This is a genomic window from Rhizobium sp. LjRoot98 (assembly GCF_964252935.1).
Classification (GTDB): domain Bacteria; phylum Pseudomonadota; class Alphaproteobacteria; order Rhizobiales; family Rhizobiaceae; genus Pararhizobium.
In genome coordinates this window covers 1-12,014 of record NZ_CAXUPW020000032.1, presented here as the reverse complement: position 1 = coordinate 12,014, position 12,014 = coordinate 1, and the positions used below count along the sequence as shown (strand labels likewise).

9 protein-coding genes and 1 pseudogene are annotated in these 12,014 nt (G+C 52.9%); 8 read left to right on the top strand and 2 right to left on the bottom strand.

The genetic code is table 11. The annotated features are described in order from the left end of the window. On the top strand, positions 1-483 hold a 483-nt coding region (locus ACSQ3J_RS30930; protein WP_436041108.1), incomplete at its 5' end, for an IS3 family transposase. Between the two features lie 445 nt (positions 484-928). Further along, a complete protein-coding gene (glmS, locus tag ACSQ3J_RS30925) occupies positions 929-2,755 on the top strand; it encodes a glutamine--fructose-6-phosphate transaminase (isomerizing) (RefSeq protein WP_436041107.1) in 1,827 nt (608 codons plus the stop codon). A 45-nt stretch (positions 2,756-2,800) separates the two neighbouring features. On the opposite strand, the gene ACSQ3J_RS30920 is transcribed toward glmS, so the two are convergent. Beyond that, positions 2,801-2,950 (bottom strand): hypothetical protein, encoded by a 150-nt coding sequence (locus ACSQ3J_RS30920; RefSeq protein ID WP_436041109.1) that lies wholly within the window; start codon positions 2,948-2,950, stop codon positions 2,801-2,803. Here ACSQ3J_RS30920 and ACSQ3J_RS30915 point away from each other — a divergent pair. Further along, on the top strand, positions 2,885-3,262 hold the full coding sequence (locus tag ACSQ3J_RS30915) for a hypothetical protein (protein ID WP_436041110.1): 378 nt from the start codon (positions 2,885-2,887) through the stop codon (positions 3,260-3,262). The two genes, ACSQ3J_RS30920 and ACSQ3J_RS30915, sit on opposite strands and share 66 nt — an antisense overlap. 680 nt (positions 3,263-3,942) lie before the next feature. Here ACSQ3J_RS30915 and ACSQ3J_RS30910 read toward each other — a convergent pair. Next, complete coding sequence (locus ACSQ3J_RS30910) at positions 3,943-5,508, bottom strand: FkbM family methyltransferase (RefSeq protein WP_436041106.1); 1,566 nt, start codon at positions 5,506-5,508, stop codon at positions 3,943-3,945. Positions 5,509-5,885: 377 nt separating this feature from the next. On the opposite strand from ACSQ3J_RS30910, the gene ACSQ3J_RS30905 reads away from it, so the two are divergent. The 5 genes and pseudogenes from ACSQ3J_RS30905 to ACSQ3J_RS30885 form a co-directional block, all read left to right on the top strand. After that, positions 5,886-6,602, top strand: a complete 717-nt coding sequence (locus ACSQ3J_RS30905; RefSeq protein ID WP_436041105.1) for a hypothetical protein — start codon at positions 5,886-5,888, stop codon at positions 6,600-6,602. Positions 6,603-7,061: 459 nt separating this feature from the next. Then, positions 7,062-8,122 (top strand): IS630 family transposase gene (locus tag ACSQ3J_RS30900; protein WP_436041104.1). Its coding sequence is split into 2 segments (ribosomal slippage): positions 7,062-7,577 and positions 7,580-8,122, totalling 1,059 coding nucleotides; the frame shifts between segments, so codons are not numbered across the junction. A gap of 510 nt (positions 8,123-8,632) precedes the next feature. Beyond that, positions 8,633-9,730, top strand: coding sequence for a polysaccharide pyruvyl transferase family protein (locus ACSQ3J_RS30895; RefSeq protein ID WP_436041103.1), 1,098 nt, complete (start codon positions 8,633-8,635; stop codon positions 9,728-9,730). 67 nt (positions 9,731-9,797) lie between these two features. Continuing rightward, entirely contained in the window at positions 9,798-10,748 is a 951-nt protein-coding gene (locus tag ACSQ3J_RS30890; RefSeq protein WP_436041102.1) for a methyltransferase domain-containing protein, read from the top strand. A 188-nt stretch (positions 10,749-10,936) separates the two neighbouring features. Then, positions 10,937-11,917, top strand: a pseudogene (locus ACSQ3J_RS30885) (IS3 family transposase); the annotation flags it as partial. Between the last annotated feature and the right edge of the window lie 97 nt (positions 11,918-12,014).

Genomic DNA, 12,014 nt, shown 5'->3' with positions numbered 1-12,014 from the left:
GCCACCTGGCAGGGTTTCGTCTACGTGGCCTTCGTGATCGACGTCTTCGCTCGTCGCATCGTTGGCTGGCGGGCGAGCAGGACAGCACATGCAAGCTTCGTCCTCGATGCCCTTGAGCAGGCACTTCATGATCGGCGTCCCGTTCATGGTGGCGGCCTTGTGCATCACTCGGATCGCGGCGTCCAATATGTGTCTATTCGCTACTCCGAGCGGTTGGCAGAAGCTGGCATCGAGCCTTCTGTCGGAAGCGTCGGCGACAGTTACGATAACGCCCTCGCAGAAACCATCAACGGTCTCTACAAGGCCGAGGTCATCCACCGGCGCGGGCCATGGAGGAACTTCGAAGCGGTGGAATTCGCCACTTTGGAATGGGTCGATTGGTTCAACCACCGACGCCTCCTGGAGCCCATCGGAAACATACCGCCAGCCGAAGCCGAAGAGCGATACTACGCCATGCTGGACGAGCCAGCCATGGCCGCATAACTTAAACGAAATGGCCTCCGGCAAACCCGGTGCGGTTCATAGGTTTCCTGAACTATAGCCAGCTTTTCCGCTGTCGACCAGCGACGGCGGCGCTCAGGGCGGGACAGAACTTCTATCTTAGGGAACAGAACTTCTATCTTAGGGATATGACTGGTCATAATGGGCACATTGCTCCTCACACTTAACAAGTGGGAGATCATGTCCGGGGATTTATGGGGCCACCACACCTAATTACCCGTGGATCCATGAGTGGTCGCGGTGATTCCTGCAATTTATGCGTTCGCTCACTGATAAAAGTGCTACCTCTAACGATTGTCGGGTATGCTCGGCTCATCGCCCACATCGCTGTGTTTACTTTCTTATTTAAACTAACAGCTCGGCAATTGCACAAATCTAGCAATCCGTTAGGACTTCCCTCCGAAGTCGCAGACGGAAAGGAAAACTCATGTGCGGTATTGTCGGAATAGTCGGGACGCGTTCGGTAGCGCTGCGTCTCGCAGATGCACTTAGACGACTGGAGTATCGCGGGTACGATTCCGCCGGAGTGGCAACAATCCACAATGGCAGGTTAGAGAGGCGGCGGGCTGAAGGCAAGCTCTTCAACCTGGAGAAGGCTCTGGAAAATGAACCTCTAGCGGGCACAATTGGCATTGCGCATACTCGCTGGGCCACCCACGGCGTGCCGAACGTGGCAAATGCGCATCCGCATTTTGTTGATGGCGTTGCTGTCGTCCATAACGGCATCATTGAGAACTTTTCCGAGTTGAAAGACGAGCTTCTGATGGACGGGGCAGTGTTCAAAAGCCAGACCGATACGGAAGTAGTAGCTCACCTGCTTGCCAGATATATCCGTGAAGGCCTCAATCACCGTGCCGCGATGCTCGCCATGCTCAACCGCATTTCAGGCGCCTACGCACTAGTCGTAATGTTCAAGGAGATGCCCGGAACCATTATGGCAGCCCGCTTCGGGCCTCCGCTGGCTATTGGCCACGGTGATGGAGAAATGTTCCTTGGCTCTGACGCGATCGCTCTTTCTTCCTTTACCAATGAGATAACCTATCTGTTAGATGGCGACTGCGCCATCGTAACCCATGGGGGCGCGGAAATTATCGACTATCGAGGCCTGCCTCTAACGCGCGCGCGCCAAGTCTCTCTTGCTACCGCCTACAGGGTGGAGAAGGGCAATCACCGGCACTTCATGGAGAAGGAAATCTATGAGCAACCAGAAATCATTTCGCACGCACTCGGCCATTTGATAGATTTTGCCCAGAATACAGTGAAGTTCCGCAGCGACGCGATCGACTTTGGAGCTGTGTCGAGCTTGGCTATATCGGCTTGCGGTAGCGCATATTTGTCCGGTCTCGTCGGTAAATACTGGTTCGAGCGCTATGCGCGCCTGCCTGTGGAAATCGACGTCGCTTCTGAATTCCGCTATCGTGAAGTGCCTCTGTTGCCATCTCAAGCCGCGTTATTCATCTCCCAATCCGGGGAAACCGCCGATACGCTCGCCTCGTTACGCTACTGCAAGGATCAGGGGCTCCCCATCGGCGCAATCGTCAACGTGCCCGAATCGACCATCGCACGCGAATCCGATGTAGTCTTCCCGATTTCCGCTGGCCCGGAAGTAGGGGTCGCCTCCACCAAGGCGTTCACCTGCCAGCTTGCGGTTCTGGCTGCCCTGTCAATCGGCGCCGGCCGCTCACGCGGCACACTTTCCTCCGAGCAGGAGAAGGTGATGGTCAGGCACTTGGCTGAAATGCCACGAGTGATGAGCGAAGTACTCAATACCCTGCAGCCACAAATCGAGGCCCTGTCGCGTCATCTTTCGCATTCTAAGGACGTGCTTTACCTCGGCCGTGGCACGAGCTTTCCGCTGGCGCTTGAAGGTGCGTTGAAGCTCAAGGAAATTTCCTACATCCACGCAGAAGGCTATGCCGCGGGTGAACTAAAGCACGGGCCGATCGCATTGATCGATGAGAACATGCCGGTAATCGTGATTGCTCCACATGATCGATTCTTCGAAAAGACTGTGTCCAATATGCAGGAAGTTGCGGCGCGCGGCGGCAAGATAATCTTCATCACTGACGAAAAGGGCGCGGCCGCGTCAAAACTGCCGACCATGGCGACTATCGCGCTGCCGAACGTCGATGAAATCATCGCACCGATGATCTTCTCGCTGCCGATCCAACTCTTGGCCTACCAAACGGCTGTGTTTATGGGCACGGATGTCGACCAACCACGCAATTTGGCCAAGTCCGTCACAGTTGAGTAATGCATAACATATCGCGCATCGTCCCTATGCGCCGCAAAATACCCATCAGGGATCGTCCTGGTGGGTCCAATACACGTTCGTGCGCACGACCCGAGAGCTGTCACCCACAGCGCAACAGTTGGCTGGAACGTGACGGGCAACTCGTGTTCTTTCGGCAATGACGCAACGTTTGCCGATCACAGCACCACCTCTAATGAGGCAATCGTAACCAAGCCAAACATTGTCGCCCACCACAACTCTCCCCCCTCGTCGATTGACGCGATTATGGGTGTCGACTTCCCGTATTGCATGCATGTCATCAGTCGCAATGTAGACGCGATTGGACCAGAGATTGTCATTTCCGATCACTACGCGACCATCATGCCGCGCACTGATTGTCGCAGAACCTGCACATTGAAGGCGATCACCGATGAAGATCTCAGCAGTATTACCGCAGCAGATGTCCGCACCCGGCATGCTTACGCCGCTGCCTACGCGGATCACGGGATGTTTCGCCCCAAACGATAATACTACCAGTAATATTTGATCCGTTACCGATTTCAATCAGGGCGGAAGCCGGCGCAGGCAGGCCTGGATCAACGGAAATGGGTGGACACACCGCCCCTTTTCCCAGTCTAAGTGTCAACCACGGGCGATTTGGATCACTCGACGTCTCGAGATTTTCATCGGATTCGGAAAACACCCGCACATCTGTCACAATGGCAACCCCTACACTTACTGAGTTTATACTAAATCAATCGCTACAAAATGGCCTAAACTGCCTAATCACTGGAATCAGCCTGCCCAAGGGAACAGTCCTCATGATGTTGTTCTCCGCCGCGTGCTCGAACGCTTCCTTCCACGACAGTTTACGACGGGAGGCAAGCTAAACGGCAGGAGGCCTATCGGCAACAACCTTTTCCAACATGACATTGTCGTAACCCGCAAAAAGAATTGCTTGTATAGCGATACCATCGACGGAACCATTCCAGCGCAATCGTCTACAGCCTGATGCTGACCTGCCGCACCTGGCATCGAAAACTCGGCACACCTTCGCCAAATCCTCATGGAATTGCCGAAACCCACCACAGACGCTGACATAAATGCTACTGCCCGTAAAATTTCCAAAACCGCCGCTGCCTGAACCAATAAGGCTGTCATAAAACAACCCAAGTCAAACGCGCGTCAACGCACTTGGAAATAAGCACTTACCGCCAATCGTTGCGAATTGCCGTCCTAACCTCTAGAGACAGTAACGAGAGGGACGCTTTTTGAGATTCAAGATCGGTTTGCTCCGCCCTCAACTGCTCCCTGCCATGTGACAACTCCGCCTGCTGTTTCCCGATTGACTCGCGCTCCTTCAAATTGTCCACGATCGCACTATCCAAAGCTGTTTCCCGTTCTTGGAGCGACCGAGCGCGCGAATTGAGCGCTTCAACCTTACTTTCGCAATCAGCAGCCTTCAAATCGAGTTGCTGTTCCTGCTTGCTTAGCTCAAGCCGTCGATCCTCGTGTTCGCTAATATTTTTGTTGAGCAGCAGTTCGCGCATGAGTAGTGCTTCCTCGCGCTCATCGAGCGAGCGTTGCCGCTGCGCGATTGTAACAAAAACATCATGTGCATCCGACATTATCCCGCTATGGGAGCCGCCACCATCGTTAGAAGCAAAGTGATCAGCTCTCGAGGGCTCATGTGACACGCAATCCGCCCGTGAACGATCCCATGATAACTGTGCCACATGATCAAGACTTTCTGACGGTGGCATTTCCACGGAGTCGGCACGTGTTGAATTGCCAGATGCAGGAACGAGATGTCTAAGGAGATCGATATAAAGATGCCCGATCGTTTCTGGCTTTCGGTCGAACGGGGTATAGTCACCATACTTAGACGTGCGCCCGAACTCTTCGGCAAGTTGGTCTAGAGTATTAATCTTAATAAAACATAACCCATCCTCGACATATCCGCCGTCCAAGTCACCCTTACAGAACAAAAGCCCGCATTCTTCTGCCGCTCCAAAATAATTAACATAATTACGATTGAAATTTCGCTTATTATACGCCGAGAATCTATAAATATAACAAGTATAACGGAGATCTTTCTCCGCAATAAACTTCATTATATTCCATCCATCTTCGACGCCCAAAACTTCCGTAGCAATTGTGGGCTGGTAGCTGGCGATTGTGTTGATGGCACCTTCCAAAATCGAACGTGTTCCGCCTTCGGCATCAATTTTTATAAAGTCGCATCGAGATAACTCAAGATTGTCGATAGTGGTGAGCGGCACTTGACTAGACGAAGTCAGCTGCGATCCTAGATCGGAACGTTTGACCATGCCGAAATTGCCCATCTGCTCGTAATCCGGAAATTCGAAGTCAGCTGTTCCAAGTCGATCCGCTACAGCGGCACAATGCCCTGTCGCGTTGATTATGCCATTGATCCTGATCGTCTCCGATACAAGATAAAACATCAGTGGTTGAGGCTCAAAAAAAATCACCCTCCCCGTTTTTGCTTTTCGACAATAAGCGAGCGTGTGAGATCCGATATTAGCGCCGACATCGATAACCACAGAGTCATCGCCGATCATCTTGCAATGGAATTCCGCTTCAATAGCGCTCCATTCTCCATATTTCTGCATTGAAAATCCGATCGGATTATCAGTTTTCAGAAACATGGTTTGTCCGTACCGACAACTGCGCGAGCTTATAAGCGCACCAAACCTTTTAACATTGTCATCTTGAGGAACTTGTTCGCCCGGTAGCCTGCTATCTTCTGTCATCGGCAATTCCCACTCTGCCTTCCACCTAATCAATAGATCGCGTAAGGACCCTGTTCTCCGCCGTCAATATGTTGATGTCAATCCAGACCGCGCAGTTGTCACAAAGCGCTTCGGGATCGCACATGAGTCGGCTGGGTGTTTTCTATCGGGGGGGGGGGAGTAAAGCCAGCCAGCCCGACAGGCTAATGATCGTGCTCTGATGCTCTGATCCCCGAAAACTGGAGAGAACAAGGGCCTCTGGTCAATGATGTGCCCATCTTTAAGCCCATCGCACCTTTAATAGAATTTGACTTGTTGCACTTCCCTTTTTGACCAACGTCTAAAGTAAGACTATAGCAGCCCAATTGCCCAATTATGTTAGTATCCGGGAAAATTGCATGTCGATCATCTTCTCGAACGTTTACAAAACGTTACGTCAAAAAAGCAAAAAATCCTCCGTTTTCTCCAGCGTTGACGCGAAGTTCGAGGACTACAGGATAACTGGCGTGCTGGCTCCTCCAGGAGCAGGGAAGTCTACATTGATATCGCTCGCTTCAGGACGACTAAGACCCGACAAAGGCAGAGTTAATAGGTCCTCGAACGTCTCATTCCCTGTAGGTGGAGGCGGGGTTTTCAATGGACTGCTAACAGCGAGGGAGAATATTGCGTTTCTTTGCAGGGTTGCCGGGTTCGACCCCAAGCCAATTTTGAAGTTTGTGATTGAATTCGGCGAGCTAAATGCGGCGATCGATCGGCAGTTCAGAACGTTAAATCGCGACGAAAGAACGAGAGTTCTGTTTACGAGCGTCTATGCTATCCCCTACGATTTCTACTTAGCGGACGAGGTGATAATCGGAGGCCGTGGATCTTTTAGAGAAAGGTGCAAGACGTTGGTCGAGGAGCGCATGAAGACCGCGGGATTCTTGATCGCCACATCATCTCCTGCGGTTCTTAAAGCCTACTGCAACGATTTTGCCATTATAGATCAAGGCACAATTAGAATGGTTGAAAGCAAACACATTGCGGAACAAATGATTGGAAAAGCTAGGCTGAAAGACGGAGACGGATCTGCTGAGCACGCCTCGGATGAAATGGAAATGGCAATTCCAAGGTAGGTGTGGCTGTCAGTCAATCTGCTGACGCCTCTGCATCTCCATCGACCTTCGTGCAAGCCGCCCTCATTGTGAGCGCCATGGTCCTGCACCTGGGCGCGGGCATAGTGGTTACGGCATTTCCCGTTCATCGAAGAATGCCTTAAACATTTGGACTGCAGGGGGCAGTTCTACCGCACTGGGATTGCCACTCTTTGCAGGCAGTATCTTTCCGAGATTTGGGACTGCAGCATGAGCGAGGCGGAGATTTGTGAGAAGCTGCTCAATCGCGATGATCGTCTCCATCGTTCCCCAGCCGTCTGTATTGGCCTTGGCGATGATCCGCTGAATTTCGGGCTCGACCGCCTCTTGACAGTGCAGACCCCGGTCAGGGTGAGTAATACGCCAACTCGCTGACCTCGACTCTTTGGCCTTCCCAAAACGCGGTGAATCTGAATCTCTAGGGCAAACTGGAGGTTTACGATGCGACCGGGGATTTCGTTACGTCAAGATTTTGATGGATTATGCCTCCGGCGTCTGTCGCGGCAGTCGAAGGACGCAGCCCAGGTACGACGCTTGTTGGCGCTCGCATTGATCTACGACGGCGGCTCGCGGTCAGATGCAGCCCGGCTCGGCAATGTCACGCTCCAGATCATTCGGGACTGGGTCATGCGCTTCAACGAACGGGGTCCCCAGGGGCTGATCGACGGCAAGGCTCCCGGTCAGCAGTCGAGGTTGAACGATCAGCAGCGTGCGGCCTTGGTTCAGGCCATCGAGCGTGGGCCGACACCCTATCTTGACGGCGTTGTTCGCTGGCGTCTGTGCGATTTGGCTCAATGGCTTTGGGAAGAGTTCCGCGTTTCTGTGAGCGAGCAAACACTGAGCCGCGAGGTCCGAGCCATGGGTTATCGCAAGCTTGCTGCAAGGCCCAAACATCACGCGCAAGACCCTCAAGCCATCGAGGATTTTAAAAAAGTTTCCCCGCCGCAGTGGCAGAAATCGCCGCCGGAGCAGCGCAAGGAAAACGGGTAGAGATTTGGTTCGAAGACGAGGCCCGTATCGGGCAGAAGAACAAGATCACGCGCTGCTGGGCCAGGCGGGGAACGCGGCCTTCCGCGCCGCATGATCAACGCACGAAATCGGCCTATATCTTCGGTGCCATCTGCCCGAAGCTTGGCAAGGCGGCAGCTCTCGTCATGCCGTGGTGCGACACCCACGCGATGACGCAGCACCTGGCGGAAATCGCCTGCCGTGTTGACGAGGATGCACACGCCATCCTCATCATGGATCAGGCAGGCTGGCACATGTCCAATCATCTCGTCGTGCCTGAAAACATCACCATCCTACCACTCCCGCCGAAATCGCCGGAGCTAAACCCGGTTGAAAACCTCTGGCACTTCATGCGCGAAAACTGGCTCTCGAACCGAGTCTTCAAATCATACGACGACATTGTCGATCACTGCTGTGATGCCTGGCGAAAGCTCGAAAGCCAGCCATGGCGGATCATGTCCATCGGTCGCAGAGAATGGGCGAATGGGTTTTGATCAGTGAGGATGCGTATAACATCATAGTCAGGTGGTTTCACGCTCATTCCCCCATTCCGCCAGTAAATCATAGATCTCTAATATATTCCAGCGTCTTCAATTGTGGGAGGCTGCTCTTCTTTCCCAAAAGTCGACCGCCAGATATTCATGAGCGCTACGAACAGGCCACCTTTCCTTTTGTGACCGAGGCCGCGAGATAAGCTCCTTCACGGATTGGATCGAAGCGGAACGAGATGGTTGGAGATCGCGCTGATCTCCACGAATGCGTTCGCCTATGCTGTGGGAGATGCAAAGTGGGCGACGATCAAATGGCTTTCAACATGTCGCGTCCCGCGAGGAGGCATGGTCGAAACATTCTAGTGGGAATTGACAAGCTATTTGCTTGTCTCCATGAACGTGCTTGGGGCGCTGAAACGCTGTAGTTTTCTCATAGCACCGCACTTGGATTCTCAGGTTTTCAAGGATGCAACCGTTATCGCATGTGACTACATGCCGGAGTGAGTTTATCTGATGTTTGTAAAGCCAGTGGTCCTTGGAGTATTCTCAAATCTCACGCCGTCAGGCTCGACCGTTCAAGAACTCTTCCACCATTGCGGCAGCAACACTGGGAATCTGCTGTTCTGCGAGAGCCTATTGCAAAATATAGAGAATGCCGAAGGCGCCCGCCTGGGCCTCCCTACTGAGGGCTATCAAGCGTACGACAGCATTGTGATAGCGGCAGCAAACTGGCTAAACTCCCAACAGGATTTCGGTACTGTAGCCGATCGCATCGAGCCGACTAATCTGCCGATTTGTATTGTTGGACTGGGCGCACAGGCTGAGATCGACGAAAAAAAGATACCTGTACTTCCTGCTGGTACCGCGCGCCTGATGAAGATTATCTCGGAACGCTCGTCCCAAATTAGCGTGCGTGGAACGTTTAGCGCCGAGGTGCTTGAGCACTATGGTATAACGAACGTGACAGTTACGGGTTGCCCGTCACTTCTTCTTTCGGGTGAGAGGGCACCTTCAATCAAGCGCTTCGACCAAAGCCAGCTTCAAGAAATTTCGATTGGCTCAACCCGGCATGGCTTTAATCCAACTGATACCTTCCAGAAATATTTTTATACGCAGGCCATCAAGCACAACATAGACATAGTGCTGCAATCGGAATTATCCGATATGTATTTCGCGCTCGGACGGTTGAACAACGAGACTATACTGAAGCGCGCCACTGACGCCTGTTCTGATTTCTATCAGCAGAGGCCTGAGAAAGTATCGGCTTACCTCCAGGCGCGCGCAAAGGTCTTTTTTGATCTGAACCCTTGGTTGAATTACATGTCTCACAAATCTCTCTATGTGGGGACGCGCGTGCACGGTGCAATAGCTTCTCTTTTATCAGGAACACCTGCAGTTCTCGTGTGCCACGACTCTCGCACCGAGGAGATGGCACACTCCCTCCGAATACCTCACGTTTTACGTCAAGATATTGATATAAATCGCGATCTGGATTTTATGTCGCTGTATCAAGAGGAAAAACAGGCGATATTTGAAGCCTCTTATGCAAATTATCGGGCCACATTCCACAATTTCTTCCAAGGGAATGGGCTTACACTGAAGCCGAGATAGCCCAATCGATTATGACTGCCTGTATGGTCATCTTTATCAAACGCAAACCTTTAGGAGTAAGGCGTAAATGATACCCGCTATTCCCATGCGAATTGAAGCAACGAAGGAAAACTTCGAAGAGTCTTCTTATTTGGCATCAAATCCAGATGTGGCCGCTGCAGTAGGAAACGGGATCTTCGCTTCAGGTCTTGCGCATTTTCAACAGGTGGGGATGTCCGAGCATCGTGGAATGCGGCTACCAGAAAACCGGTTGCTCGATGCCCGAAAAGCAAAGATGAAGAAGGTTGCTGCGCTCTTGGACACGTCCATGCCCCATGAAGTGCGTGGCGATAAGCTGGATTTCCTGACACAGGAACTGCGAGATGCCACCCGGATCATCGACACGGTAAATGTCTCGTCAAACGGGTACGATAGCCACACAACTGCAATGATTGACCGCTGCTCCGATGGGATAGTTTTGGACTGCGGGAGCGGACGGCGTGGAGACTATTATGCTAATGTTGTAAACTACGAAATTGCCAACTACGACACCACCGACATCATCGGGGTGGGCGAACGCCTTCCCTTTAAGGATAACTCCTTCGATGCGGTGATATCTATCGCCGTGCTAGAACACGTCCGAGACCCTTTCCTCTGTGCGTCCGAAATTTCGCGAGTTCTTAAGCCAGGGGGAGAGTTGTATTGTTCTGTACCGTTCCTCCAGCCTTACCACGGCTACCCGCACCATTATTTCAACGCCACGAAACAGGGCATCCGGAGACTGTTCGAAGACCAATTGACAGTGACCGGCGTAAGCGTCCCTGTCGTCGGACATCCCGCCTTCACCCTGCACTGGTTCCTCTCGTCGTGGCTGCGAGGTGTCCCGGCAGAAACTCAGGAGAAGTTCGCAGCAACTACGATAGGCGACTTGGTCAAGATTGATCCGCACAATATAGCGGGACTTTATGCATTTGGGATGAAGCCAACGACCGTCGAAGAACTAGCGTGCTCGTTCGTTCTGGAAGCATCCAAGTCCTGATCAAACAGTTTAACCGCCGTAATCTGCCTAGGCAGGCCAGTTTACAATTTGATTGCGAGGACAGCAGACATAAGCGGTGAGGGCCGTCTTGCGAGGTTGAGACAATCTGCTCTGATCCCCAAAAATTGGATCGTTTTTGATTGGAGTTTTTCGCGCTAGATTCCCGGCTGGGAACAGGAGCGGAAACGATGAAAGCATCGAACTTTTCGGACGCCCAGAAAGCGTTCATTCTCAAACAGGGTGACGACGGCACGCCGGTGGCAGAGATTTGCCGGAAGGCGGGGATTAGCCAGCCGACCTATTTCAATTGGCGCAAGAAATACGCAGGGCTGCTGCCGGACGAGATGCGGCGTCTGAAGGCTTTGGAAGACGAGAACAACCGCTTGAAGCGGATCGTTGCCGACCTGACCCTGGATCGCGAGATGCTGCAGGACGTCATCCGCCGAAAGCTCTAAGGTGCCCGCAAGCGCAAGCTGATCGACGGGATGCTGGTGGATTGGGGGATATCGATCCGACGGGCCTGCAAGGTCCTGACGTTTGACACCTCGAGCTATCACTACAAATCCCGAAGAACCGGGCAGGCCCCTCTCGAAAGACGGATCAAGGAGATATGCGAAACGCGTGTGCGGTACGGGTATCGCCGCGTGCATGTCCACTTGCGCCGGGATGGATGGACGATCAACGTGAAGAAGACACGTAGGATTTACAGCGAGTTAGGTCTCCAATTGCGTAATAAGCGCCCCAAGCGTGGGGTGAAGGCAAAACTTCGGGACGACCGCCAGGCAGCCGTCGGTCCGAACGATGTATGGGCGATGGATTTCGTTCACGACCAGCTCGCGACAGGTAAGAAATTGCGCATCCTGACCGTTGTGGATACGCATTCTCGCTACTGCCCCGCCACCGACGCACGGTTCACCTATCGCGGTGAGGATGTGGTTCAGACGTTGGAACGTATCTGCAAGGGGACTGGCTATCCCAGGACGATCAGGGTTGATAACGGCAGCGAATTTATCTCCCGCGATCTCGACCTTTGGGCTTATGCCAACAATGTCACCCTGGACTTCTCTCGACCTGGAAAACCGACCGATAACGGCTTCATCGAGGCGTTCAACAGCAAGCTGCGGGCCGAGTGCCTGAACGCACATTGGTTCTTGACCCTTGCGGATTCGCTCAAGCTCGCGCACTCGATCTTCCAGCTTCTTCACCTCGGAATTGCCGATCACCGGCTCGTCGGAATCCACGGCCACCGCACCTCCCTCGCTCAGG

Coding starts and splice junctions, on each gene's coding strand:
- glmS (WP_436041107.1), top strand. CDS start 929: ATGTGCGGTATTGTCGGAATAGTCGGGACGCGTTCGGTAGCGCTGCGT.
- ACSQ3J_RS30910 (WP_436041106.1), bottom strand. CDS start 5,508: ATGACAGAAGATAGCAGGCTACCGGGCGAACAAGTTCCTCAAGATGAC.
- ACSQ3J_RS30905 (WP_436041105.1), top strand. CDS start 5,886: ATGTCGATCATCTTCTCGAACGTTTACAAAACGTTACGTCAAAAAAGC.
- ACSQ3J_RS30895 (WP_436041103.1), top strand. CDS start 8,633: ATGTTTGTAAAGCCAGTGGTCCTTGGAGTATTCTCAAATCTCACGCCG.
- ACSQ3J_RS30890 (WP_436041102.1), top strand. CDS start 9,798: ATGATACCCGCTATTCCCATGCGAATTGAAGCAACGAAGGAAAACTTC.